18 protein-coding genes and 3 pseudogenes are annotated in these 26696 nt (G+C 42.4%); 9 read left to right on the forward strand and 12 right to left on the reverse strand.

The genetic code is table 11. From position 1 onward, the window contains the following. Window positions 1–97: 97 nt before the first annotated feature. Window positions 98–2731, reverse strand: coding sequence for an alanine--tRNA ligase (alaS, locus tag MHI15_RS15050; protein ID WP_341164559.1), 2634 nt, complete (start codon window positions 2729–2731; stop codon window positions 98–100). Window positions 2732–3218: 487 nt separating this feature from the next. Between alaS and MHI15_RS15055 the strand changes: the two genes are divergently transcribed. Continuing rightward, window positions 3219–4112, forward strand: a complete 894-nt coding sequence (locus tag MHI15_RS15055; protein ID WP_341164560.1) for a CPBP family intramembrane glutamic endopeptidase — start codon at window positions 3219–3221, stop codon at window positions 4110–4112. A gap of 83 nt (window positions 4113–4195) precedes the next feature. Here MHI15_RS15055 and MHI15_RS15060 read toward each other — a convergent pair whose 3' ends face one another. From MHI15_RS15060 to MHI15_RS15080, 5 genes are all read right to left on the reverse strand, one after another. Next, the gene (locus tag MHI15_RS15060) at window positions 4196–5113 is read right to left on the reverse strand and encodes a DUF5692 family protein (protein WP_076134042.1); all 918 of its coding nucleotides are present in this window, start codon (window positions 5111–5113) and stop codon (window positions 4196–4198) included. Between the two features lie 294 nt (window positions 5114–5407). Further along, complete coding sequence (locus tag MHI15_RS15065; RefSeq protein ID WP_076184718.1) at window positions 5408–6670, reverse strand: FAD-dependent oxidoreductase; 1263 nt, start codon at window positions 6668–6670, stop codon at window positions 5408–5410. Between the two features lie 3 nt (window positions 6671–6673). Further along, window positions 6674–7711 (reverse strand): helix-turn-helix domain-containing protein, encoded by a 1038-nt coding sequence (locus tag MHI15_RS15070; protein ID WP_341164561.1) that lies wholly within the window; start codon window positions 7709–7711, stop codon window positions 6674–6676. 80 nt (window positions 7712–7791) lie between these two features. Beyond that, a complete protein-coding gene (locus MHI15_RS15075; protein ID WP_305953551.1) occupies window positions 7792–8538 on the reverse strand; it encodes a metallophosphoesterase family protein in 747 nt (248 codons plus the stop codon). Between the two features lie 69 nt (window positions 8539–8607). Beyond that, window positions 8608–9129 carry a MarR family winged helix-turn-helix transcriptional regulator gene (locus MHI15_RS15080; protein WP_076126288.1) on the reverse strand — a complete coding sequence of 174 codons (522 nt, stop codon included), beginning with the start codon at window positions 9127–9129 and terminating at the stop codon, window positions 8608–8610. 217 nt (window positions 9130–9346) lie between these two features. Here MHI15_RS15080 and MHI15_RS15085 point away from each other — a divergent pair, with 217 nt between their 5' ends. Continuing rightward, entirely contained in the window at window positions 9347–10978 is a 1632-nt protein-coding gene (locus MHI15_RS15085; RefSeq protein ID WP_076192880.1) for an MDR family MFS transporter, read from the forward strand. A 75-nt stretch (window positions 10979–11053) separates the two neighbouring features. Here the strand turns inward: MHI15_RS15085 and MHI15_RS15090 are convergent, their stop codons facing one another. Beyond that, window positions 11054–11521, reverse strand: a complete 468-nt coding sequence (locus MHI15_RS15090; RefSeq protein ID WP_076126284.1) for a MarR family winged helix-turn-helix transcriptional regulator — start codon at window positions 11519–11521, stop codon at window positions 11054–11056. A gap of 148 nt (window positions 11522–11669) precedes the next feature. On the opposite strand from MHI15_RS15090, the gene MHI15_RS15095 reads away from it, so the two are divergent. Next, the gene (locus MHI15_RS15095; RefSeq protein ID WP_341164562.1) at window positions 11670–13166 is read left to right on the forward strand and encodes an amidase; all 1497 of its coding nucleotides are present in this window, start codon (window positions 11670–11672) and stop codon (window positions 13164–13166) included. Between the two features lie 37 nt (window positions 13167–13203). Here the strand turns inward: MHI15_RS15095 and MHI15_RS15100 are convergent, their stop codons facing one another. Next, window positions 13204–13797, reverse strand: a complete 594-nt coding sequence (locus tag MHI15_RS15100; RefSeq protein ID WP_076126280.1) for a TetR/AcrR family transcriptional regulator — start codon at window positions 13795–13797, stop codon at window positions 13204–13206. A gap of 165 nt (window positions 13798–13962) precedes the next feature. Between MHI15_RS15100 and MHI15_RS15105 the strand changes: the two genes are divergently transcribed. Then, window positions 13963–14850: an ABC transporter ATP-binding protein gene (locus tag MHI15_RS15105; protein WP_341164756.1), complete on the forward strand. Its 888-nt coding sequence runs from the start codon at window positions 13963–13965 to the stop codon at window positions 14848–14850. After that, window positions 14847–15659 (forward strand): ABC transporter permease subunit, encoded by an 813-nt coding sequence (locus MHI15_RS15110; protein WP_076134034.1) that lies wholly within the window; start codon window positions 14847–14849, stop codon window positions 15657–15659. Before MHI15_RS15105 ends, MHI15_RS15110 begins: the two co-directional genes overlap by 4 nt. A 334-nt stretch (window positions 15660–15993) precedes the next feature. Here the strand turns inward: MHI15_RS15110 and MHI15_RS15115 are convergent, their stop codons facing one another. The 4 genes from MHI15_RS15115 to MHI15_RS15130 all read right to left on the reverse strand — a co-directional run bounded on the left by MHI15_RS15115 (window position 15994) and on the right by MHI15_RS15130 (window position 20210). After that, the gene (locus MHI15_RS15115; RefSeq protein WP_076126274.1) at window positions 15994–16953 is read right to left on the reverse strand and encodes a glycoside hydrolase family 43 protein; all 960 of its coding nucleotides are present in this window, start codon (window positions 16951–16953) and stop codon (window positions 15994–15996) included. Between the two features lie 104 nt (window positions 16954–17057). Beyond that, window positions 17058–17954 (reverse strand): carbohydrate ABC transporter permease, encoded by an 897-nt coding sequence (locus MHI15_RS15120; protein WP_036675639.1) that lies wholly within the window; start codon window positions 17952–17954, stop codon window positions 17058–17060. Window positions 17955–18007: 53 nt separating this feature from the next. After that, entirely contained in the window at window positions 18008–18886 is an 879-nt protein-coding gene (locus MHI15_RS15125; RefSeq protein WP_076126272.1) for a carbohydrate ABC transporter permease, read from the reverse strand. A 79-nt stretch (window positions 18887–18965) separates the two neighbouring features. Beyond that, window positions 18966–20210 (reverse strand): extracellular solute-binding protein, encoded by a 1245-nt coding sequence (locus MHI15_RS15130; protein ID WP_076101554.1) that lies wholly within the window; start codon window positions 20208–20210, stop codon window positions 18966–18968. A 276-nt stretch (window positions 20211–20486) separates the two neighbouring features. On the opposite strand from MHI15_RS15130, the gene MHI15_RS15135 reads away from it, so the two are divergent. The 4 genes and pseudogenes from MHI15_RS15135 to MHI15_RS30790 form a co-directional block, all read left to right on the forward strand. Beyond that, window positions 20487–21392 carry an ArsR/SmtB family transcription factor gene (locus MHI15_RS15135; RefSeq protein ID WP_076126270.1) on the forward strand — a complete coding sequence of 302 codons (906 nt, stop codon included), beginning with the start codon at window positions 20487–20489 and terminating at the stop codon, window positions 21390–21392. Between the two features lie 534 nt (window positions 21393–21926). Further along, window positions 21927–22469, forward strand: a pseudogene (locus MHI15_RS30780) (S-layer homology domain-containing protein); the annotation flags it as partial. 861 nt (window positions 22470–23330) lie between these two features. Beyond that, window positions 23331–25130: pseudogene (locus tag MHI15_RS30785) on the forward strand (lipocalin-like domain-containing protein); the annotation flags it as partial. Between the two features lie 192 nt (window positions 25131–25322). Then, window positions 25323–26672: pseudogene (locus tag MHI15_RS30790) on the forward strand (LamG-like jellyroll fold domain-containing protein); the annotation flags it as partial. Between the last annotated feature and the right edge of the window lie 24 nt (window positions 26673–26696).

The following is a 26696-nucleotide window of genomic DNA, read 5'->3' on the forward strand; positions in this document are numbered from 1 at the left end:
CTGCTAATAAAGAGTAGCGGTACTGATATCAAACTCTCAGTACCGCTATGTTTTCTCGTAATACGTTTAGTTAGAGAAATGGTTTCGTAATTTTAACTTAGGCTAAGGAAGCTACCAATTCTTCAGCCTTTGCCAATGCTTCGTTTAGCTTAGAAGCATCTTTACCGCCGGCTTGCGCCATATCTGGACGCCCACCGCCACCACCGCCGCAAACCGCTGCAATTTCTTTAACGAGTTTACCAGCGTGGAAACCTTTCTTCACCAGGTCTTGCGGTACAGATACTACAAAGTTCACCTTATCATCCATCGCCGCACCTAGTACAAGCACTGCATCCGGAAGCTTGGATTTCAATTCATCCGCTGTGGAACGCAAAGCATCCATATTGCCTGCTTGAACAGCAACAGCCAGGAGCTGCGTACCTGCGCCAACTGTCTTCACACTGCTTGTAAGTTCAGCAGCAAAAGTAGCACTCAGCTTGGATTGCAAGGACTCATTCTCACGCGAAAGCTCACGCACCTGGTTATGCAGCGCTTCGATCCGTTTCGGAACGTCATTCAGAGAAGACTTAAGAAGGCCTGCTGAATGTTTGAGCAAATCTAGCTGACTTTCAGTGAACTGGTAAGCGTAACGTCCGGTAACCGCCTCGATGCGGCGCACTCCGGAACCAATGCCACTTTCGCTAAGCAGCTTGAAAATTCCGATTTGCGACGTGTTGGATACATGACAACCACCGCAAAGCTCAAGGCTGTAATCACCCACTTGAACGACACGGACGATATTACCGTATTTTTCACCAAAGAGTGCCATTGCTCCCATTGCTTTAGCTTCATCAATCGGCTTGTTCTCAATCACTACATCTAGACCGCGCCAGATTTGTGCATTTACGCGATGTTCGATATCGCTCAATTCTTCTGGAGTAATCGCTCCAAAATGGGAGAAGTCAAACCGCAAACGAGCACCTTCCACTAAAGATCCCGCTTGATTAACATGCCCGCCAAGAACTTCTTTAAGCGCTTTGTGCAATAAATGGGTAGCTGTGTGGTTCTTCACGATATCTTCACGCTCCGCACGATCCACTTCCGCGCGAACGGATTCGCCCACTTTCAATTCTCCCGCTTCCACAGTTACCAAATGTACGTGTTGGCCGTGTGGAGCTTTAAAGAGTCCTTTTACCTTAGCTGTAACTGAACCCCCAGTAAGCACACCCGTGTCACTTACTTGTCCGCCGCTCTCAGCATAGAACGGTGTTGTATCAAGAATAACTTGGCATTCTGCGCCTTCACCGGCGACATCTACCAATTCATCACCCACAACAATAGCCAGGATTTTCGACTCTGTTACCGAGTCATTATATCCAACAAATTCACTTTTAACCGTCAGGTCTGCTAGTGCGCCTCCCTGGATCTTCATGCTGCCGCCATCATGACGTGCAGCTCTCGCACGGTCACGTTGCTCCTGCATAGCCGCATCAAAACCTTCTCGGTCTACAGTTAAACCTTGCTCCGCTGCGAAATCTTCGGTCAGGTCAAATGGGAACCCATAAGTATCATATAACTTAAATGCATCGGCTCCAGCAATATTGCTGAGACCCTCTGCTTTTGCTTTAGCACTGATCTCACCCAAAATAGCCAATCCGTCAGACAATGTTTCGTGGAAACGTTCTTCTTCAGTACGAATAATCTTTGCGATATATTCGCGGTTGTCCACAACGGATGGATAGTAGACACCCATAATTTCGCCAACGGTTTCAGTCAGCTCATACAGGAATGGACGATCCAGACCCAAGGTCTTTCCGTACCGAACAGCACGGCGAAGCAAACGGCGGATAATATAACCGCGTCCTTCATTAGAAGGAAGTACTCCATCCCCGACCGCAAAAGTAACGGTACGCACATGGTCAGCGATTACTTTAAGCGCGATATCCTGCTCAACGTTATCTTTATAAGTTACACCCGCGAGCTGTGCTGTCTTTTGAATAATAGGTTGGAACAAATCAGTGTCGAAGTTGGAATCTACATCCTGTAGAATGGATGCAAAACGCTCCAAGCCAGCCCCTGTATCAATGTTTTTATTCGGAAGCGGCGTATAGCTGCCATCCTTGTTATGGTTGAATTGTGAGAACACCAGGTTCCATACTTCTAACCAGCGTTCATTTTCTCCACCTGGATACATTTCCGGATCGCTCATATCACTGCCGTAAGCTTCACCACGGTCATAAAAGATTTCCGAGCAAGGACCGCATGGGCCTTCGCCAATATCCCAGAAATTATCGTCGCCCAGCTTAATGATGCGTTCAGCAGGCAGGCCAACCTTTTCATTCCACAGCTTAAATGCCTCTTCATCCTCTGCGTACACCGTTACGGAAATACGTTCCGGGTCAAAGCCGATCCACTCTTTGCCGGTTAGGAACTCCCAAGCCCATGTGATAGCTTCTTCTTTGAAATAATCGCCGATGGAGAAGTTACCCAGCATCTCGAAAAATGTATGGTGACGGCGTGTCTTACCCACATTCTCGATATCATTGGTACGAATACATTTTTGTGAGTTAGTCAGGCGCGGATTTTCTGGAACCTCCCGGCCATCGAAGTACACTTTCAAAGGTGCCATACCCGCATTAATCCACAGAAGCGAAGGATCGTTGTGAGGAACGAGGGACGCACTTGGTTCAATCTTGTGACCTTTACTTTCAAAAAATTTAAGCCATTTGGAACGAATTTCACTTGCTTTCATCATTTACAGCTCCCGTCTCATCTTTTTACTTCGGCATTTACACCGGAAATTACAAAATACCTAAAAAATAAAAACAAAAAAACGCCCCTGAATAATTCAGGGACGATTAATATCGCGGTACCACCCTGGTTATCGCCTTGACCCCACTAATGGGACAATTGCAGACGATCGCCTTGTCGCGGCTGATAACGGGCGCCCCCGGTGAGCATTGATCTCACACTCCGAAATTAGCTTTCCACCGGCCTGTCTTCAAGGTTCTCACAGCCATTACGAAACGTTTCGTAAAGGAACCTTTTCTCTGATCAAGCCATCCTCCGGTGTACTTCATTTTCATCAACGATTTGTCCGATTTGCATTTTAACATTTCAAGTATAGCCAGTGCCCTTGCTTCTGTCAATCTGGGGATGGGCGAATGTGAAGAATAACACATGATTTTTGTAACAGTAAACTTGGACTCAAAAAGGATATAGTGAAATCTAAGGTTAATTTGGAATATTTTGTATCAGGAGGACTGCCGTCGATGCTTCACTCCAAGGAGTTCAATCTATCATCGATTTTTGAAGCAAAGCCTACACACTACCTTTTTATAGCGAGCCTCATTTTTATTCATATTATCTTTACTCTTGCGGTTAATCTCATCCTTTTTGAGCATGGATATTTAAGTTTTATTGCCAAAAACACAAACCACTGGATCAATGAAACGTTAGCCGCCAATCTAGTTGGGCTTCTCTTAGAAGTAATTATTTTTTTGATTCTGATAGCTAAAGTTTCGCCCCGGGATTTTGGGTTAAAAATAGAAAAATTACGAGCCGGACTGCTGGGTACCTTTCTGTTTTGGCTCGCTATAAATATAGTAGATTTGTGTATGGTACACCTGAATCACTCAGAGCTAACACTTAACAATGCTATCTTCAGCCATTCAAATTTAGTTTTCGGTGAAATTCTAGGTCAAGTCTTGGGAAATGCTTTATTGGAAGAAATCTTATTTCGCGGCTTCCTGCTCGTTCAAATCTATCTATACTTAAAAAAAATCAACAACAAAACTACACGGATGATCTCTGCAATGCTGATTTCACAATCGATCTTTGCCGCCATACATATCCCAAACCGGATTTACTCAGGATTAGTTGGAATGGAGTTTGTTTATGATTTTATCATGCTTCTAATTCTAGGAATTATATTCGCTCTACTCTATATCTTAACCCGAAATTTATTTTTCGTGATCGGCGTTCACTCATTAATGAATATTCAGATAGTGTTTTGGAACAGTAATTTCACGTATACGGCAACTTTATTATGTGTCTTATTACTGACTTGTCTTTTGCTTTGTATAAAAAGGAAAACATTTCGTGCGCAGCAACGGGCGGATATGGGGCTCTGATAATTAGAACTTTAATTATTCACAAAAAGAAGTTCCCCCTTTAAGCAGGAGGAACTTCTATCACTATTACTATAATTTCTCTATTAATTCGCACCCTCTGCAATAGCTTTATAAGCAGCTAAATCCGTATAAACTTCCTCTTTAAGCGGATTGCGTTTATGCTTGATGATTTTATAGAAATGATAACCAAACACTGCAATATTAGCAGCTAAAGATAATGCACTTACTATCCACAGAGCGGTTTCACTATGAGAGGATTGTACAGAGAACTTTGACTCGCCAACAAACGCCGGGAACGACATCGTAAACATCATCCAAATCGCCAAAGTCTGTGCACGATGCTGCAGCCATGCCCCTTTTTTAAAGAAGAACGCCGGGATGGTACAAGAGATCAACAATGCTGCACCTGCATAGAAGGAATGGTCAGAAACCGCATTATATACATAGGCAAAGTTCCAAATGTCATAAGCAATGATCCAGAACCAAAGCTGGTCAGGCCACAACATATCTTTACTCTTATCTTTACTGATCACAATACCCATCCAACCAGAAATCGTAATAATGTTCAGAATACCTGCGATCCCGTTCATAATGTTCCAAGGACCACCTACCATCATTACGCCATCCACCATACCTTGCAAGCTGTACACTTGGAAATCACGAATAACTGCTTCAAGAATGTTAACTGCAAGGATAATAGCCGGGAACATTAATATATATTTATTTTTGTCCCATCCTTTAACATAACGGATAGCCATAAACCCTATACATCCTGCCAAAGCAGAATATACTTTTACCCAGTGAAACCAGGTTCCAGTACTGGAACCTTCTCCTGCCGTATTTGGCCAAACCGCTATGGTAAGAACAATAGGGACAACTATAAAAAGAATGATTGAGAACCACTTGCTCTTCCGTGCGATTTCATTTACAAACATTAATCCTGCTAGTACTACTAACCACATTAGCGCAGAGTACCAGGGAATCGATTCGAATAAAAACATGTTTTACTCCTCCTTGTAGGTTGGTGTATGTAATCTGTGTCTCAGGTCCAATATAGCCCATCCCTCTTTAAACGATCAAATCGCTTAAAACGTTGATTTATCAGTGTTTTTTTAGTTTCATTTCAAGTTAAGTTTACACAACCCTAGCACTAGAATTCGCCAAACTTTCTACCTTTCTTCTGAGAAATCTATTAGAATACATGTCTATAGAACTATATACTGCAAACCTAACTTGAATGTAAAAAAACCTTGTCGACAAATTTCTTTGTGGACAAGGTTCCTCATTAATGTTATTCAAAAGAATCGTTCAACCAAGTGTTTCGCGTATATAATACAATTCTCAAGTGTAGGGAAGTTCATGATTTCTCCAGCTAAATAGATATTGTTTTTCCCCTGCATCTGATCAACCCGTTCATAAAATCCCTCATGTAGCGCATTAGAATCCACATGTGGGAAATGCCTCCAACGCTTCATCATATATAGTCGAATGCTCTCTCCGCCCAGCTCGCGAAGTTTATTTTCTACCGTCTCTCGCATTTCCAGATCAGTCATAGCTTCATTCTCTGCTACATAAACCGTAACTAGATCCGTAGTTCCCATATCTGCCCACCGATAGTACCATGCCATCATATGCCCTTTACGTTCAGGGTACATATTCCGGGGGATATAGCCAGAAAGCTCCGGCAACCCCTTCACTCTATACGCATATACCCTAAACCATTCATAGGTTATATTCGCTAATAAAGTTTTGTCCTCACTTGACAGGCTAACTGTATCGCCCATTTGCTCTAAAGCTGCTGTATAAATGACCTTATCAAAATAAAAGATGTCCTGACTCGTCTCTACTCGAACCTGCCCATCTTGTTCTTGCTCCATAAAAAGCACTTCACAAGTCAGGCGTAGATCGTTTACTTGGTCGGCCATTCGTCTAATCAGCTCAGTAACACCCTTAGGCCAGGTTATCATATGAGTAATTTCAATAAACGACAACAGATTATCATAGCTTAGAAATTTCAGCACATATGCAGCGGGCACATTATGGATACCACCGAATCCAAAAGTATTAAAATAATGCATGTAGACCTGCTCAAGGACAGACAGCTTATTCTCTACACACCACTGCGAAAATGGCTGACATAAATCTGGCGGTAAGTGGAGAAAACCCGGTTCTTGGAGAGACTCATAGCGTTTTAGAATATCCGGCAATCGTTTGAATTCTTGTGTAAACGCCTCTATCTGCTCCATGGGAATTTGTGAAGTTTTTCTCCCATTATTATCAAAAAATCCACGTTCTAACAATGGTCCCCTATCCATAAGATCAAAATCTCTCATAAAATCCATCGTATGTTTATAGGTAGGCAGGCCGATTAGCGTCCCCATTTCATAACTTTTTCCTTTGTACTCAATAGAATGACACTTTCCTCCTACTCTATCCGACTTCTCCATGAGGGTAATGTTGGTATATCCTTTTTTCGCTAATTCATAAGCAGCCGTAACCCCAGAAATCCCTGCACCGATGATTCCAATTCGGTCTTTATTCTTCGTGTTTGTCATCATCCGTTATCTCCTTGTAAATAACCATAATGGCAAAGTTTCTCGTTGTCCCGTATAGGCAAGTGCGACATCCGATGGTATTTTACCTTGATTAGGTCCGTCTGTAATTTGCCTGCTGAAGTTGTAGGTTCTCAAGTATTCATGTAAGCGCTTTTCTAAAATCTCAAAAGAATCTATCGTATCATCTACCCAAGCCTGCTGGTAGAATTCTTTGGTCAACACCGCCGCAAATTGCTGCAAGGGCTGAAATATCTCTGTTTGGTCTACCGTTATAGCGACTTGATTAATATTGTTCTTATGTAAAAATTCACTATATTTATGTTTTCCTCTGTCCCAGTTCGTAATGAATTCACGGCTTTTGTTCGTAACCAGATTATCGATATGAAAATCTAATGTCTTCATCAATGGGAGAACTTTCAGATGCATAAAATCTATAAAATGAATGGTAGATTTCCGATTGTATAGCTTAACTAGACCTAGTCTGGAGTAGGCATCATAAATTACATATTGATATACCTTTCCGACCCTCGGGAAAACTCCCAAATAGCTAATACTCTGCTGACACATATACCCGGGATGAGCATTTATCGGATTCTTCATCTTATAATCTAGTATTTTCCGTTTCTCTTTAAATCCTTTAGTGTGAGTGGATTGTGCGCGATTCCTCTTCTTTGCTTTGATCTGATTGGCGTAAGCTTCACGTTCTATTCGTTTATTTAGTCCGTTTCGACGTAGTACATTATAAATACCGGATTCCCCTATTTGCATACCTTCATCTTGCAGTTCATAAAAGATGCGTTTAGGCCCATCCTCAGGAAATCTGGCGACGTACTCCAAGATCAATCTTTCCGTTCTCTTATCTACTTTATTAGGCATTACCGGCTTTCTTTTCTTCTCCCCAAGTCCATCCATTCCATGTTGTTGATAAGCTTTAGACCACTTATAATAGATCGTCCGGGAAATGCCAAACTCCTTACAGGTTTCGCTCACATTCTTGCTGATGGCCCCTTGCATGAGGATATGATATTTGTTGTTCGCATTCACCTATTTGCACCCCTCCTATCTTTATTTTATACATAGTTAACGTTTAATTCATTACTATTCTAAAAAAAATGGGAGAACGCTCAAAGCGTCTCACCATTCCGAACAAAATGCGTTATGTATTTCCCTGCGGAAATCTCCAAGCAATTTAGTCGTTGGCCATATGCACAGCCGCCATCTATCCCAATTTTATCTCCCAGTGGACTAAACCAGATTTCTTCTGAATCATGCAGATCCATCGTCGAAGTATGACCGAAAACAACCGTTTTGTTAGTGCTAACTACCGGATTCTTATAAAAGGGTTCTCTAATCCAGATAAAATCATAAGGGTCCTGCTGCTTCCAATCCTCTATTAATGGATTAATGCCTGCATGAACAAAAATATGTTCTTCCGTCTCATGATAAAGCGGCAATGTGCTCAGAAAGTCTATATGATGTCTATAGTCCCGCCTAATTTTTTCTTTTAGCTGCATATAATCCTTCCAGCCAAAATCCTTCTGCAATCCTTCGTAGCCCGCCTCGCAATAACTCATCAGTGTATGAAATCCGCCGTTAGTTAGCCAATGGGTATCCAAATTATCATCATCGCTGGTGAGCGCATCGCAAGCCATTTTATCGTGATTTCCTTTGAGAACTATCGCTCCACATTCTTGCTGCAGAGTCATCACTTGCTCCACAATTCCTTTACTGTCCAGACCTCTATCCACATAATCTCCCATTAAAATAAGCTTATCCTCCGCCGGGCGATAATTCACTTTTGATAATAGGGCATTGAATTCTACATAACTTCCGTGAATGTCACTAATTGCTAATATTCTGATGATAATCACTCCTTGCTCTAAGATGCAAAAAAAGATGTTCCCGCAGGTCTGCAGGAATATCTTTTGATGTTGGGCTTTCTATACTGAATCTATAACTAATGGCTCCTCATCCGACTGTGGAAAAAAATGACGGCTCCTGACCTCATGCACCGCTTCTTGAAAACGATCGCACAAAAAGATCAGCTGGTCGATCTCTTCCTTACCGACCTTTTGCGTGATTTCACTCAAAATGCCGGAATAGGATGCCATCTGCCTGCTATAAATCTGCTCTCCAAGCTCACTCAGACAGATATATACGACCCGACGATCTGTATCGGATGTTGTACGCACTACGTAACCTTTTTCCTCCAACGTATTTGCCATTTGCGTGGCAGTAGGTCTACTTATCTGGAGCAGGTCACTTAATTTAGAAATCATAACTCCCCGGTGCTGTTTGTCACCTTCAGTGGCTTTCTTTTGCTTCATTACAGTGTGAATGACGTACATCATAACAAACTCTCTATACGATACTACATCAATCGAGTAGGGGCGAGCAGTCAGACGCTTTATATTTTCAAGGGCTATGATCAGCTTCTGCTCTTGATTGTCATGGGTATCCATAGGGCACCTCCAATATACCTCAATCTAATTAGATTACTTACCTATTCCCAAAAAATCAAGTCAAATTCAAATTCTCTTTAAATTAAAATTTAATAATTAACCTGTTGTGCTAATTGATGAATTTGTGTATTATACATAAATGATAGTTTGGCTACCTAATTATTACGACATGAATTCCCAAACTACAATATATAGAAGTTAAAGGAGAGGAACTGCTCTGGAGCATCTCACTCAGAAAAAGAAAGTTACAATTATGATTGCTTTAATGGCGGCTATGTTTTTCGCAGCAATCAACCAGACGATTGTGGGCACAGCAATGCCCCGAATTATTGCGATGCTTGGAGGTATTGAACATTATACCTGGGTAATTACCATCTATATGCTCACCTCAACCATCGCTACCGTACTTGTCGGTAAGTTATCCGATATTTACGGAAGAAAGCCCTTCCTGTTATCAGGGATTGTCATTTTTATTATAGGTGCTTTCCTATCCGGATTGTCGACCAACATTTTTCAAATGATCACTTATCGCGGGATTCAAGGTCTAGGCGGCGGGATTCTAATGTCGGCTACCGTAACCGCTGTAGGTGATTTGTTCGCTCCAAGAGAGAGAGCCAAGTGGACTGGAATTATGATGGCGATATTTGGTTTCTCCAGTGTAATTGGTCCTACCCTTGGTGGATTCATGGTAGATCACATGGCTTGGAAATGGATCTTCTGGATCTTCTTACCTTTCGGGATCGTGGCCTTCTTTATGATTTTGAAAATGTTCCCTAAAACCACGCGTTCTACATCTGAGTCCATCGACTACTTAGGCTCCATTTTCCTTTCCCTGACCATTGTTGCGCTCTTGCTCGGCTTTTCATGGGCAGGAACAAAATATGACTGGGGTTCTCCGGAGATTCTCGGCTTGTTTGGGGCTTCCATTCTGGGTCTGATTATCCTGATTCTGATTGAACGTAAAGCTAAAAGCCCAGTATTGCCATTATCCTTATTTAAAAATTCCATCGTATCCATCTCAATGATTGTCGGCTTCCTGATGAATGCCGGTATGATGGGCGCAATGATCTACCTGCCTTTCTTCGTGCAAGGGGTAGAGGGCGTCTCCCCAACTAAATCTGGTTTCATCAATATGCCAATGTCACTTACTATGATTGTACTAAGTACTTTAGTGGGAAGATGGATCTCCAAAACAGGAAAATATAAACGTTATGCTCTAATGGGGATGCCATTCATGGTTGTAGCCATGATATTAATGGCCTTTATGAGTAACATTGCTACGGCTGTAGTCAGCATGATTATCTTCGGGGTTGGGTTAGGACTATCAATGCCTGTATTTACTCTAACCGTACAAAATGCTGTAGCGCCTTCAATGCTAGGTGTTGCTACTGCTACAAATACTTTATTCCGTAATTTAGGTGGAACCATAGGTATTGCCATCATGGGTACCATTATGAACTCCTCATTAACCAAAAAATTAGAGGCAGCGGTGTCCTCTGGCAAAGGTCCGGATTTATCCAAACTTGATCCTGAATCCGCTAAACAGCTTTCTGCCTTTATGAATCCTCAAATGCTGCTAGATCAGCCTAAGCTTAAAGAATTGCATGCAACACTGCCAGAGCAAATTCAGCCGCTCTTCAATCAATTGATTGAGATGCTGCGGAACGCACTAAGCGATTCCCTGACAGTTGTGTTCTTAAGTGGTACGGCGCTGTTAGTTATCGCAGCACTGCTCGTTCTGTTCCTTAAAGAGATTCCATTACGTAGTGGAGAGAAAAAAATGGAGACACACGCAGAGGATAAAAACGGGAGTAAAAAACTCGAAAAATCTGTGCCTGCTGCACATTAATCACAAATAACCTTACATTAGAGATGTCCGTAAACAGCTTAGGCTGTCTGGCATCTCTTTTTTTTATATGAAGGGCTAGGATTCGTTTGGTTGATCGTTCAATTCTTCGAAGTAAACATAGACTCCGTTTAACAGCTCCATTAACGTATCCGTCTGTTCTTTGCCCATGTAATCAATCATACCTTTAAAGGTATTCCGGGATTTCGTTACAGCCATCTCAGCCAGATGCTCCCCTTTTTCCGTAAGCGTGATCTCACTAACTCGGCGATCCTGTGCATCAGAAGTACGCACCACATATCCTTGTGCAATCAGACTATTGAGCATTTGGGTAACCGTAGGAGAGGTGACTTTCAGAAACTTGCTAATCTCCGAAACCGTCTGTCCCTTCTTCCCTTCCCGTTCTTTACCAAGCTTTAAAGAAACCAACATCCGGACCTCACTTGGCTTCAAGCCCCAAATCGTGGTTTTACGCCAGTTCATTCTAGCGAATTGTTGGAAAGCCTCCATTAATCCATCCACATTCTGATATTTCTCTTCGTTCATCAGTACACCCCATAAAATCATTTAACACTAAGTATAGCCTAATATGACGTAAAAAAGAATTGATAGATGTCAGATTACCCATTTTCAAAAAATAACTAATGGGATGTATAATATAATAATCATCCTAAATTGAAAGTGGGTATCTAATTTGTCCTTTTCTTACTCTACCTATGACGCTCTAGGACTTGCTTCACTTGTCAAAGCACGTGAAATTTCACCTCGTGAGCTGGTCGAAGCCGCCTTTGCTCGGTTAGATGAGATCAATCCGGTCATAAATGCGGTGGTGCGCACCCGTCGTGAAGCTGCTCTTAGAGAAGCCGACGAGATGCCTGTTCAGGATAACACTCGGCCGTTTGCTGGCGTTCCGTTTCTATTAAAAGATATTTCCCAATCTATCGCTGGCGAGCCCATCACTTGTGGGGCTATGCTGATGAAGAACAATGTCGCACGGTGGGATTCAAATTATGTTGCACGAATTAGGAAAGCCGGCTTTATTCCACTTGGCCACACGAATACACCCGAGTTCGGCTTAAAAAACATTACAGAGAATGTCCTCCATGGCCCTGCTCGTAATCCTTGGAATCTCGAATATTCTCCTGGAGGTTCAAGTGGCGGAGCCGCGGCGGCTGTAGCTTCTGGTATTGTTCCAGTAGCGGGAGCCAGTGATGGTGGTGGGTCCATCCGTATTCCCGCCTCATTCACAGGCCTATTCGGACTTAAACCCACGCGCGGGCGCACACCAGTAGGACCTGGAGTCGGCCGTCAATGGCAAGGGGCTTCTATTGATTTTGTCTTAACCCGGTCCGTTCGCGATAGCGCTGCTATGTTAGATCTGCTGCAGGTTGTGCAGCCGGAAGCCGCCTTCCAGACCCCGTTATACCCGGGCGTATATCTGGATGACCTGTTTAAGCCTACGCAACGTAAACTACGAATTGGATTTACGACGGCTTCCCCAGTAGGTACGCCTATCTCTGAAGAGGCCGTAAATGCTGTTCTCAAAACCGTGAAATGGCTCGAAACTGAAGGACATGCGGTTGAAGAAACAGAAAGTCCTGTGAATGGCACAAGACTGATGGAGAACTACTATACGATGAATGCCGGAGAGGTAGCAGCTATGTTCGTCTCCCTGGAGAGAAATATGGGACGTTCCATAACTGCTGACGATGTCGATATCATTACGTGGGTCCTTGGTGAGACCGGAAAAAATGTTTCAGCGGCCGAATTCGTACATAGTCTGGATGAATGGGACGTTGCAGCCGCCCAAATGGCGGAACTGTTTAATCATTACGACTTATATATAACACCTACGAATGCAAACTCTGCTCCCAAAATTGGTGAATTAACGCATAAACCTGCAGAGATAGCAAAGCTGCTGCACGTAAATGAATTGCAAAAAGAAGAACAGAGCCGCTTAATTTACGAGATGTTTGAGCCAAGCCTAACCTATACACCGTTCACCCAGCTCGCAAATCTGACAGGCCAGCCTGCAATGAGTGTGCCCGTCCATAAGTCAGCAAATGGCCTGCCGCTAGGCGTTCAAGTCATGGCGAACAAAGGCCGTGAAGATTTGTTGCTTCAGCTTGCTGCCCAGCTTGAACAATCCGCTCTTTGGGTCGGCATGACTGGAAATCCGCTGTTCACCTGATCAATTAAGGGTGATGCTCTCGCAGCTCAAGCTCCCCTTACTCTTTCCCGCAAATGCCATAGAAGAAAATATGGATGGCTTCCTCGATGAAGGCATCCATATCTTCCTGTTTGCTAGCTTCGTCTAGAAGTTCACCTGCATTACGCATATACATCCCCATTAGTGAAAGTATCCCTTTGGTGGATACTTTATTTGAGATTTCTCCCCGCGCTTTCCCATCCTCGACCATCTTCACCAGCACCGGCAAAATGTCATTCGCATATCGTTCCTCAATATAATGGAACATTTCTTGATCCTCAACCATAAGCTCCTTCACAGTTGCGGGAGATAAACCGCTGTAAGTTTCCCTCTCCATGGTTAGAATGTAACCAATAATCTCCTTTAGAGAATGCTCTTGATAAATGTAATCTTCAAACTCCTGAATTTCCTTCTGAACAAAGTCCTTAAAAGACTCACTAAGCAGCGCTTCCTTGCTGCCAAAATAATTATAAATCGTCACCTGAGAGACCCCTGCTTCTTTCGCAATATCAGCGATCCGTAGACGTTTCGGTTCCCAGTTCTTGAGCATCTCCATGGTAGTTTTCATAATTTTGAGTTTAATCTGTGCTGCTCTCTTCTCAAATCCATTCATAGCTTCCACCCTAACTTCGTTATTAAGTATGCATATTCAAATTTAATGAAATATTCCATTTCAATTATTTCATAATTATATTGACTTCATTAACCACTAGGAATAATATAACATATGAAATATCTGATTCATAATAGTTCATTATTTTGCGGCGGGGGTGGCAGCATGCTGGTAGTAGAAGGCTTAACTAAACGATTTTCGAATGGCAAAGGAATCGAAGATGTAACATTTACCGTAAATAAAGGCGAGGTTTTTGGATTTCTGGGTCCTAACGGTGCGGGTAAATCGACGACCATACGGCATATCATGGGTTTTATGAAACCAGATCAAGGGCATACGAGTATCCATGGGCTTGATGTATGGAAGGCACAAGGGACAGTCCAGAAGCATATCGGCTACTTACCCGGTGAAATCAACTTTTTCGATGGGATGACGGGTCTTTCTTTCCTTAAATTTATCTCAGCCATGCAGGGAATCAAAAATACTACCAAACGCGAGCAGCTGATTGAACGTTTGCAATTTGATGCCACCACTCCGATCCGAAAAATGTCAAAGGGAATGAAGCAAAAGGTCGGAATCGTCGCTGCTTTTATGCACAGTCCTGACGTTATTATTCTGGATGAACCTACCTCGGGTCTCGACCCGCTCATGCAAAAGGTATTTATTGATCTGGTACTGGAGGAAAAATCAGCCGGAACCACCTTTCTCATGTCCTCACACAGCTTTCAAGAAATTGAACGCACCTGTGACCGCGCCGCAATTATCAAAGACGGACGGATTATCACCGTAAAAAATATTCATGAACTGCAATCGATGCAACGGAAGCTGTTTGAGGTCATTTTTGCGAATAGTGAAGATGCAGTGAATTTTGCCGCCTCCGGCCTACAAGTGGAAGCTCACGAGGGAAATAGGGTCCGCATAGCTGTGCAGGGCAATTATGACCGATTCATCCGGGAAACTGGAAAATACAATGTCCGCAGCATCGACGTATTCACGCAGAATCTGGAGGACATCTTCATGGACTATTATGACCGCGAGGGGGCAGTGCAATGAATCTTCCGCTCTATAAGGAAATGATGCGAGTGAACCTGAAAGGAATATTGAATTACGCCTTTGGTTCTGCCTTCTATATTTTGTTTATGATCTGGCTTTATCCTGGGATTGCGGGGAGTACACAAGCAATTGATGACCTTATTAAGGCGATGCCAGAGGGTGTGGGTAAAGCCTTTGGGCTAAATAGCGGTTTTACTAGTGCAGAAGCTTTTATCTCCGGAGAATATTATGGACTTATACTAGTTCTGATTCTTTCCATAGTTTGTGTGCAAATGTCAACGCAGCTTATGGCTCGACTCGTGGATCGCGGTTCCATGGCCTATCTGCTCATAGCCCCAACTACACGGAGAAAAGTCGCTACCACGCAGGCACTTGTTCTCACTACAGCATTACTCTTAATTATGGGTGTAACCACCCTCGCCGGATTATTAGGTAAAGCATGGTTCCTTGGCAGTGAATATGACTTTAACAGTGGTCGCTTCGCTCAGCTGAATACCGTGGCGTTTTTATTATTTTTTGCGGTAGGCGGCCTTACCTTTCTCGTGTCCTCTGTATGTAATGACGAGAAAAAAGCGCTCGGAATTTCCGGCGCCATCGCCTTCGGATTTTTCACTCTGGATCTACTCGGTAAAATAAGCGACAAACTGGAAGGACTGCGTTTCCTAACCTTATTCTCCTTCTATCAACCCGGGGAAATCGTTCAGGGCAACGTGGAGATTATTCAGGTCTCCAGTTGGCTGCTGTTGATCGGAGTGTTCACCTTTTCCTTGGGAGTAGAGCTGTTCAGAAGACGGGATCTTCCATTATAAGAGTACCTCATTTGATAAACTCGCTTTTACGCATTCCCGAAGCAACTATCGGACACCGTTGACCTTAAATGCAACTTTATCACAAATTTGTGTACCTAACGGACCCTAAAGTCGTTATTGGCTTGAAGAACAGCAAAAATGAACCTTTTCTAAAGGAATAGCTGCACTGGGGTCCGCAACCTTGCTCAAATGTCCAAAAATTTGCAAATAGCGTCAGCTGAGTCCTTAAGCCTCAGGAGGGTTATAACTATGACTCTTATAAAAAACAACAGAGCAGTGTTTCTCCACCTCTGGGAGAATCATTGCTCTGTTGTTTTATGCGACCAATCCCTTTTTATTTCGTATCCGGTCTAGGTACACCAAAGTTTGGCGTTCCGTCTTCATTCCACTGGATTACTTGCACACGTGCGTGACGATTCGGATCGTAAAGTGGATCACCGACAATTTCCTTATAGCTTCTAGCATGGAAAACAAGGATATCCTGTGTGCCATCCTCAGAGACAGTGAAGCTATTATGTCCTGGACCATATTGGCCGTTTTCCTCAGAAGTCGTAAACACAGGTTCAGGTGTCTTGACCCATGATTTTGGATCCATCAAATCACTATTCTCATCAGCAGTCAACAATCCCATACAATAGTTGTGATCTGTTGCACTAGCTGAGAAAGTCATGAAAATGCGTCCATTACGCTTAAGGATTGCCGCGCCTTCATTCACCAAAAATCCGATTTTTTCCCAATCGTATTCAGGAGTGGTGATGCACACCTGCTCGCCTTTTAGTGTCCAAGGATTCTCCATTTCGGAAATATAAATATTTGAATTGCCAGGGATAGCAGGATCTTTTTGTGCCCAAACGTAATATCTAACTCCTTTATGCTCAAAAGTTGTTGCATCCAAGGCAAAAGATTCCCATTTTGTTTTTATTTGACCCTTTTCCACCCATTCACCCTCTAAAGGATTTGCGGATGAGTTTTCTAGTGCAAACATGCGATGATCAAATAAACCATCTTTCGTATCAGAGGTATGTGCAGCTGCATAATACACGTACCATTTTCCATCAATATAATGAATCTCTGGCGCCCAAATATTAGCACTCATCAAACCCGTTTCATGCTTAACCCAAATGGTCTTTCCATCAGCCTCAGCCAATCCTTGAATAGATTCAGAACGGCGAAGCTCAATTCTATCGAACTCCGGAACTGAAGCTATGAAATAGTAGTACCCGTCAGTATGTTTATAGATCCAAGGATCTGCTCGTTGCTCAACTAGTGGATTTTTCACATTAAATTCTCTCACAATGACAACTCCTATATTTATCTCTTTTTTTATATTTGCAGGTCACCAAAACACACCCTTCCTTATAAGAAGTCAAGGTGTATTTAAGTTTAAGTTCATTCGATCTAACCTTTGATACCCGAATTCAGGTTGATGGATTGAACGAAGTATTTTTGTGCAAAAACGAATAGCAGCAATGTTGGAATAATCGCCATGATTGCCGAGCCCATTAATTGTCCGATCATACGATAGTTTCCGTAGATGTCTTGCAATAAGAGCAAACCAGCGGTAATTGGCATTTTATCTACATCTGTGTACACAATAACCGGCCAGAGGAAGTCATTCCAAGATCCAGTAAAGGAGAACAATCCGCAAACAATCAATATTGGTTTAACTAACGGCAATATAATTTGCGCGAAAATTCTAAAGTCACTAGCACCATCAACTTTAGCCGATTCATCTAATTCTTTTGGGATACCGTTCATAAACTGTCTGACCAAGAAGATATTACCCATACCCGCAAGACCAGGGATAATCATAGCCCAGGAAGTATTCACCCAACCAAAGGAGTCAATGATTTTATAAGAAGGAATCAAGTTAACAACACCCGGAAAGAAGGAGATCCCCAGCAAAGTGAAGAACAATGTGTCTCTTCCTTTAAACTTAATACGGGTGTAACCAAAACCTGTAATCGAAATAACAATAACCACCAGAATGGTGTGAGATGTGGCAATAAACAATGAGTTACCTAACCAACGTAGAATTGGAGCTGTAGAGGTATTGTTTAGGATTGTAACGTAGTTCTCAAAGACCCACTCTTTAGGAAATAGTCTAAAGCCCGAGGATACTACTTCCGTTTGTGATCTAAATGAGGTGGAAATCCCGAATATAACAGGAATGATCCAAATCACACATAGGATACCTAGAAATATATAGGAAATATATTTTGAAATACTTACACTGGAGGAGCCTTTTATTTTGCCTGTTGTATTTACAACTGGATTTACTGCCTGGTTTGACATTTTAGTACACCTACCTTTTCCATTTCCTTGTTAGTCAATTAGTTTCTGCGAACCTATGAAGCATTTCGGTTCATTACAAAATATTGCAGCGCTGAGATCACCAAAATAACTAATCCCAGTAAAACTGCCATAGCTGATGCCATCCCGGCGATGGACTCACCGTTACCGAAAGCTAATTGACGAATATACATCATTAGAACGTGTGTACTTTGTCGAGGTCCGCCATCGGTCATCATTAACGGTTGGCCGAATACATTAAAGGCACCCGCAGTTGTCATAACAAAGGTATAAATTAATGGAAAACGAATAGATGGCAAGGTAATACTAGTGAATTTTTTAATAGAACCCGCACCATCGAGCTCAGCCGATTCATATAACTCTTGAGAAACGCCACTTAAGGAAGCACGATAGATAATCATGTTGCCCCCAATACCACCCCATAAAGTAATTACAATGATAATAATCCACGCATAGGGTTGATTTGCAGGCCAAGCAATTTGTGATCCAAATAGATTACCAGTGATCCCAAGTTGCTTATTAAAGATCAACAGCCAAATCAGTGCTGCCGCAGAAATTGAAATCAAGCCAGGAATATAAAGAATAGATTGAATTAAGCTCTTCATTTTAACTTTTTTATGTTCCAACGCCACCGCGACCATTAATGGAATAATAATCAGCAACGGAACAGACATAGCAACGAAAATCAGTGTATTTTTTAGACCTCTGAAAAATTGAGTATGAAAGGTTGAACTGTTGTCAAAAAGAATAGCCTTATAGTTATCAAAGCCTACCCATACCGGATCACTCATTAAATTCCATTTTGTAAATGAAGCATAAATCCCATAAATCGTTGGCACTAAAATGAAGACAGCAAACAAAATGACATGCGGACCTACAAAGAAAGCAGGTGCCCAATTGATTTTCTTTTTCATAGGAATTCATTTCTCCTTTTGCACAAAGTAATGCACCATAACATGGCACATTACTTCGTACAATCTATTCTATTTTGCTTTATTTTGCTGCACTGCTGCTTTCCGCAATTTTATCTTCAACAAATTTTTGCATCGTTGCCAAAGTCTCATCAATATCAACGTTGCCACGCACGATATCCGCACAGTAAGTATCTACAGCTTCCGCAATGTATGGGTAGTATTCATAGGTGTAAATGTATAGGGATTCGATTTCTTTTTCATCAGATGTAAAGAAGGATTGCATAAAGTCTTTGTACTCAGGGCTTTGGTTAACTACGTTACTTGCTACGTTTTGTCCAGCTTTTGCCCATTCCATCGAATTCGTACGAACATATTCCAAGAAGTTAGCAATACCCACTTCTTTTTCGTCTGTTCTCTTATCATTTTTCAACATAGCGAACAAGTGAGAAGAAGATCTGTTGGTGAATTTATCAGGAGTAGGAGAATAAACATTGGTCACGCCAAAGTTCAAGCCTTCAACCCCAGCATGTGCTGTAGAACTCCAAGTTCCGTCTGTCGAGAAAAGTACATTTTGAGATTGGAACATCAAGTAACCGTCTTCACCAAATGGAGTCATCAGTCCAGCATCGGCGATTTTCTTAACATTTTCAAACGCTTGTTTAAATACAGGGGTATTAACAGCCGGTTTTCCATCGACTTGGATATCCCCGCCCAAATCTTGAATTTGAGCCAAGATAACCCAGCCCAGCAAGGCATCATTAACTACGTAATCGCCTTCATCCAATTTACCTTGTAAGGAAAGCATTTCATCAATAGTAACAACGTTATCATCCAAGAAGGATTCAGCGTTATATTTTTTCAGCAAATCTTTATTGTAATACATTACGTTACTATGAATATCAAGAGGAACTGTGTATTGAGTTCCATCGATATTACCAGTGTTCCAAGCTTGTGGTAAGTAATTTTCAGCTTTCAGTTCAGGTTGTGCTGGCAATACGGTATCTTGCATGGATTCTAGTACACCTTGTTTAACAAACCCAGGAACACGGTCAGCGTGGATAATTGCTAAATCAGGAACACCTTTGCTAGATGCCAAAACTGTAGAAATTTTTGTGTACATATCAGCCGTAATAACATGTTTTACTTTGATTTCGGGATTCGTTGCATTGTAGTTTTTAACAATTTGATCCATATAAGCACCGTCATCACCGGTCAGCGGTGTCCAGAACGTAATCGTCTTACTATCATCTTTACCACCGCATCCTGCCAAAACTGTCGATAATGTTAGAACCGTTGCTAATAAAACTCCAAATTTCTTTTTCATTACTCTCTCCCCCTGCAGCTGTAATGTTAAGATAACCATTCATGTTCACTTTCTTTGAAAACGATTAACTTGAGATTAGTATACATTCATTGTGAAAGCGTAGTCAATAACATTTAAATAAACTTAACAGAATTTTTTTTCGTTTAATTAACCTTTTGATTCATCTCTCGGAGATGAAAGCGATATTATATTTACTTCGGTTACCTTTCATGTTACTTTATATATAGATTAATAAACTTTACAGTATATGAAATAACTTTGAAAGAAGTGGGTAAAATGCAGTTGGAAATCGACAAATCCTCTCTTGTTGTTTACGAAGCTTTAGCGAGTGAAGTACGCATCAAAATTATTCAGTTGCTCTCCAAAAATAAGATGAACATCAAAGATTTGGCAGAAGAACTTAAAATAAGCAGTCCTATCGTTACCAAACACATTAAAAAACTAGAAGATGCAGGGCTCATAAAAACTGAAAAGGTGCCTGGTAAATCAGGAATGCAAAAAATCTCAATCCTTAGGGTGGATCATATTGAGATTAACTTCCCGAAAAAAATCTTTCACTCTTTTGCCTCCTACGAGACATCAGTGCCGATTGGTCATTATACCGATTATGATCTGAAACCTACTTGCGGACTTGCTACGGATAAGGAGTTTATCGGCAGAGTAGACGAACCTAAGTATTTCATGGATTCTAAAAGAGTGGACGCAGAGATTCTCTGGTTCACGCAAGGTTATGTGCAATATAATATCGCTAATTTCCTAAAAAAAGAGGAAACCCTACAGCAATTTGAGATTAGCTTAGAGCTTTCTTCCGAATTCCCCTTTGCTAATGACGTATGGCCTTCAGACATCACCTTTTCTTTGAATGGCTTGGAATTAGGGACTTGGACGAGCCCCGGAGATTTCGCTGATGCTAGAGGTAAATTCACACCGGAATGGTGGCCACACAATATCAATCAATACGGATTGCTAAAAACGATTAGAATTACAAACCACAATGGAACTTATATTGACGGTGACCCGCTGTCTCAGGTTTCGATTGAGGATTTAGATACGAATTGTGATCGTTGGACCTTTCGGATCGAAGTGAAGGAAGATGCAAAACACGTAGGAGGAGCAACGATTTTCGGAAAAAAATTCGGAAACCATGATCAAGATATCATTTTCAAGTTGTACTATCTGTAAATTTTTCATTTATGATCTAAGCAAAACTGGTTTTTTTGCGGGGGTGAACAACTAATTAGCTATTCTTCTTTAGCTCCCCCCCACCTGTTATGCCCTATCCCCTCTCTTTATCTTGCTGATATATCCCGCCTAGTCATCCATTCACCACATTTCACTCTTATCCACTTCAGCAGTAATCACCAGTAGTTAAATCATTTGCCTCTATTTTGAATTTATAATTTATAAAAATATAAATAGATTCATAAATCATTAAATTTCTATTTGACTATTTGCTGATATCATGCTTAAAATGAGAGCATTATAAAACGTTTTCCGTGTTATGGTTTAGTAATACATAAATTAAAACCATTTTCATATTCGAAAGCGTTTTTTTAGTAGCTATTTATGTAAGCGTTTTACATTTTTTTCAGTAAAGAAGGGAGGAATTGGAAAAATACGCGTGTACAAGCTCTACATCACTAGAATCGGAGGAACATACATTTGAGAAAAACTACTGGTAAACTAACCGCTTCCCTGCTTGCCCTCACTCTATTAGTGCCTGCTCCATTAATTTCTGCTGCTTCTGCAAGCGATTCCAAAGCAGTCGCATTATCCACTCAGCAACAAACTGCCGATTATTCCGGCCACTGGGCACAAAAAGATTTTCAAACCTGGGTAGATAAGGGCTTGATTCTCGGTTACGGAAACGGAATATATAAGCCAAATCAAGAAATCAACCGTGCAGAGTGGGTTACTCTGGTTAATCGGGTCTTTAATTTGCAGGAAAAAGCCGTTATAGGCTTCACGGATGTTTCCACGACAGGTGCTTACTACAGCGATATCCAAAAAGCAACCGCTGCAGGATATGTAACAGGATACAGCGATGGCACCTTCCGACCCGCACAGCAAGTAAGTCGGCAAGAAGCTGCAGTAATGTTATACAGACTGTTCCAACTCAACTCATCTGTTGGCACTTCTGCACCAAAGGATGCTGCTGATTTGCCAGAATGGAGCCAAGAAGCAGTATTGTCTTTACTTGGTGAAGGTTATCTGCAAGGTTACACTGACGGCAGCTTTAAAGGAACTCAGGCTGTAACAAGAGCGGAAGCACTGCGCATGATTGAGAAGCTGGGCGGAGAAATCACGCCTAAGAGCGGAAGCTATTCGGGGATTAACACTCGGAATATGGTTATCAGCAGCCCAGGCGTAGAGTTGAAAAACTCCACAATTTCAGGGAATCTCTACCTTACCGAAGGTATTGCTGAGGGCGATGTCACACTGAATAATGTCACTGTTAAGGGAAAAGTATTCGTTTCTGGTGGCGGTGAGAACAGTGTCGTACTAAGCGACTCCAATGCTGCTGAAATGGTAGTAGATAAGCATAACGGCAAGCTGCGAGTCGTTACTAGAGGCACAAGTGCTGTACCAAACGTACGTGTACATTCCGGCGCAATACTAGAGGAAGATGCACTAACGGGGGCAGGTTTCAGCCGGGTTATTGTTGAGAATACGCTGCCTAAGGATTCCATCCTCAAGCTGAAAGGAAGCTTTGATTCCGTTGAGCTTCAAGCGTTGGGAGAGCCTACACTCCATCTGACAGCAGGCAGTATTGCTGAAGTTACACTGAAGCAAAAAGCCAAGCTGCGTGTAGAAGCAGGTACAGAAATCAAGAATCTAATCCTTGGTTTCAACGATATCCTAACCATCCAAGGCACGGGTAAGGTTATCTTTGATAGCAAGTACAGTCAGTTAATCCATTTTGAAACACCAACTCCAACGGCTACGGCAACCACTGGTACCGGTGGATCTAACGGCGGTTCTGTTGCTACTTCGGCTCCGGAAGTTACAGCTACTCCGGCCCCAACGGCTACACCAAATCCGACAGCTACACCAAATCCAACAGCTACACCAAATCCGACGGCTACTCCGGCACCAACGGCTACACCTAGTCCGGGAGCAACTGCACCAGCACTCACCAATGTCTCGGTACATGATCCATCGGTGGTAGTGGATAATGGAACTTATTATGTATTTGGCTCCCATATCGATGCGGCCAAATCAGATGATCTGATGAACTGGACACAGTTCACTAATGGTTATACAACACCGGGCAACGTGATTTTTGGTGATCTGTCCAAGAATCTGGCAGAATCCTTTAAGTGGGCTGGCGAGAACGATTCGGACAGTAAAGGCGGATTCTCCATCTGGGCACCGGACGTATTCTGGAATAACGATTATAAGAACGCTGATGGAACAACTGGCGCTTATATGATGTATTACAGCGCTTCTTCTACTTATATCCGTTCGGCGATTGGCTACGCCACTTCGCAAAATATCGAAGGGCCTTATACTTATGGAAATACCGTAATTTATTCCGGTTTCACCAAAGATGAAGCTTATGACAGTGACAGTAAAGTAAATAAGAAATGGGACAATACAAATATCAAGGACCTTATCGACAATGGAACGCTGGAAGGTGTCAATCCAGATTGGTTTAATGCAGGTGGTTTGTATCAAAACAAAACCTATACAAATGCAATTGACCCAACTATTTTCTACGACAAAGACAACAAGCTTTGGATGACTTATGGTTCATGGTCAGGTGGTATATTCATTCTGGAGATTGATCCAGCTACCGGAGAACCTAAATATCCAGGCAAAGATGGAAAGACCGCTGATGGACGTCTTATCGACCGCTATTTCGGAACCCATATTTCTGGCGGAATGACCAAATCGGGTGAAGGTCCGTATATCGTTTACGATAAGGATACTGGTTACTACTTCTTGTATGTAACTTACGGTGGATTGGACTCCAAAGGCGGTTACAGCATGCGGCAGTTCCGTTCAACAAATCCGGACGGCCCTTATACGGATGCAGCAGGACAGAATGCTGTTCTAACTACCGATGGTGACAACACACCATATGGTAATAAGCTGTTAGGAAACTTCATGTTTACAAATCAAAATGCAGACCCGAATTTCCAAACGTATGGTTATGTGTCCTCAGGACATAACTCGGTACAATATGATGATGAAACGGGTAAAATATTTAACTTCTTCCACACTCGTTTCCCACTCCGTGGTGAAACCCATGAACTTCGTGTGCATCAAATGTTCACTAACGAAGATGGCTGGCCAGTAACTGCCGTACATCGTTACACGGGTGAAACTATTGGGGCTGTAGCACGGGATAATGTTGTCGGCTCTTATCAGTTCGTTAACCACGGCAAGGATGTTTCAGGCATTATCAAACCTACAGTAGATATCGAGCTAAAAAGTGACGGAACGATCGTTGGATCGTTAACCGGAACTTGGGAATTGAAGGATGAGTACTTCGCTCATTTGCTCATTAACGAAACGGAAAATGGAAGCACCGTACAACATCTCTACAAAGGTGTATTTGTGAAGCAATGGGATTCCTCACGCCAACAGCATGTTATGACGTTCACCGCAATGTCAGATCAAGGGATCACTATCTGGGGCAGCCAGATGGAATCGATGAGCGTTGAGCAGATTTTGAACAATATTGCTGCAGGCTTGAGTATTGGTGACACAAGAAAAATATACGATGACATCACCCTTCCTACGGAAGGCTTGCGCGGAGCAGAAATTTCATGGTCCTCTTCCAATGAGGCTGTAATTGCTAACAATGGTAAGGTTACTCGTCCTGAACTTGGACTTGGAAACGCTACAGTTGAACTGACTGCTACAATTAAGCTAGGTGAAGTCGCAGTAACTAAGACCTTCACCGCCGTTGTTATGGAAAAAAAGAGCACGCAATTGGAAGACGGCTTAGTAGCTGCCTTTGACTTTGATGGCGACCTTGCAGAAAATGGGGATCGCACAGCTGACGGCATAGTCACCGGAAATCTGATCAACAACACTGAGGATGGAGACATCACTTTTGAGGCTGGTAAAGACGGTCAGGCAGCCAAGTTTGATGGTAAATCCGGTGTTCGTCTACCTGACGGATTAATTCAAAGTAGCGCATATTCGGTAGGGATGTGGCTGAACCCATCCGAATTAAAAGCTTTTACTCCTGTATTCTTCGGTGCTAAAACCGAAACGAACTGGTTCAGTCTCCTGCCATATGGAAACGGTGGAGCAACCACCAGACTCTGGTTCGGTAGCGATACTTGGCTAGATGCTGATACAGGCTTACAAATTCCAGTTAACCAGTGGACGCATATTGCCTTCACTTACAATGCTGGAACAGTCAATATGTACGTAAATGGTATATTGAAATCCTCCGGAAAAGGATTCACAGATATTTTTGATACAGAAAACGGTGTATTTGCTCTTGGTGTGAACTACTGGGATGCACCATACAAAGGTTTGGTTGATAAATTCCGCGTGTATGATAGAGCATTGTCTGCGGAAGCTGTGGGCTGGCTTGTAAACGGTGAGCCTGATACGAACATTAAAGTAAGTAATATTTCATTCAGTGAAGCTGTTAAATCAGTAGCTGTAGGAAATACTTTCACCCCTCAAGTAAGTGTGCTTCCAACCAATGCCGGAAATAAGGCGCTAACTTGGAGCTCTAGCGATTCCAGCGTAGTGGCTGTTGACGCAGCGAGCGGAATAGTAACAGCACTAACTGTCGGTGGCCAAGCTGTAATTACTGCAACAGCGACTGATGGAAGCGAAGTTTCAGCCAGCTACACAGTAAATGTAACTGATGGAAAAGTAGCTCATTATGCTTTTGATGGCGACCTGGATGACTCCTTCCAATTGAACGGAAAAGGCGAAGTTACAGGAGCAAAAGTAGATAGCCCAACAGTAGGCAATATCACATACGGTAACGGTGTCCTCGGTCAAGCTGCAATATTCAACGGTACCTCCGGTATCCGTTTGCCTGATGGATTAATTGACAGCAATACCTACACCGTATCTATGTGGCTAAATCCTGAACAACTTACAGATGCAACAACTACTTTCTTCGGCGCTGCCACTAAAAATAGCTGGATTAGCTTCGTTCCTCAGAACGGTGGCGGTAAAACGTTGTTATGGTCCGGAGAAGCTTGGTATGATGCTATTTCTGCCATGAAGATTCCAGTAAATACATGGACACATGTTGCGTTTACGGTCAGCAATGGTACCGTAAAAGTTTACCTCAACGGAGTAGAGCAGTTCTCTGGTGAGGGCTTCCCGAATGTCTTTAAGAACAAGAACGGCGTTTTCGCTCTAGGCGTCAACTATTGGGATGCACCATTTAAGGGTATGATTGATGAACTGAAGATTTACAGCAGAGCGCTCAAGTCAGATGAAGTACAGGCAGAGTATAGCTCGAACGTAGATTAAGCAAGATTTGATTTGAAAAGAGAG

It is taken from the genome of Paenibacillus sp. FSL H7-0918, from assembly GCF_038007025.1.
In the GTDB taxonomy this organism is placed as follows: Bacteria; Bacillota; Bacilli; order Paenibacillales; family Paenibacillaceae; genus Paenibacillus_AQ; species Paenibacillus_AQ odorifer.

Coding starts and splice junctions, on each gene's coding strand:
- MHI15_RS15135 (WP_076126270.1), top strand. CDS start 20,487: ATGCAGTTGGAAATCGACAAATCCTCTCTTGTTGTTTACGAAGCTTTA.
- alaS (WP_341164559.1), bottom strand. CDS start 2,731: ATGAAAGCAAGTGAAATTCGTTCCAAATGGCTTAAATTTTTTGAAAGT.
- MHI15_RS15090 (WP_076126284.1), bottom strand. CDS start 11,521: ATGAACGAAGAGAAATATCAGAATGTGGATGGATTAATGGAGGCTTTC.
- MHI15_RS15100 (WP_076126280.1), bottom strand. CDS start 13,797: ATGAATGGATTTGAGAAGAGAGCAGCACAGATTAAACTCAAAATTATG.
- MHI15_RS15080 (WP_076126288.1), bottom strand. CDS start 9,129: ATGGATACCCATGACAATCAAGAGCAGAAGCTGATCATAGCCCTTGAA.
- MHI15_RS15120 (WP_036675639.1), bottom strand. CDS start 17,954: ATGTCAAACCAGGCAGTAAATCCAGTTGTAAATACAACAGGCAAAATA.
- MHI15_RS15060 (WP_076134042.1), bottom strand. CDS start 5,113: ATGTTTTTATTCGAATCGATTCCCTGGTACTCTGCGCTAATGTGGTTA.
- MHI15_RS15130 (WP_076101554.1), bottom strand. CDS start 20,210: ATGAAAAAGAAATTTGGAGTTTTATTAGCAACGGTTCTAACATTATCG.
- MHI15_RS15105 (WP_341164756.1), top strand. CDS start 13,963: ATGCTGGTAGTAGAAGGCTTAACTAAACGATTTTCGAATGGCAAAGGA.
- MHI15_RS15110 (WP_076134034.1), top strand. CDS start 14,847: ATGAATCTTCCGCTCTATAAGGAAATGATGCGAGTGAACCTGAAAGGA.
- MHI15_RS15065 (WP_076184718.1), bottom strand. CDS start 6,670: ATGATGACAAACACGAAGAATAAAGACCGAATTGGAATCATCGGTGCA.
- MHI15_RS15125 (WP_076126272.1), bottom strand. CDS start 18,886: ATGAAAAAGAAAATCAATTGGGCACCTGCTTTCTTTGTAGGTCCGCAT.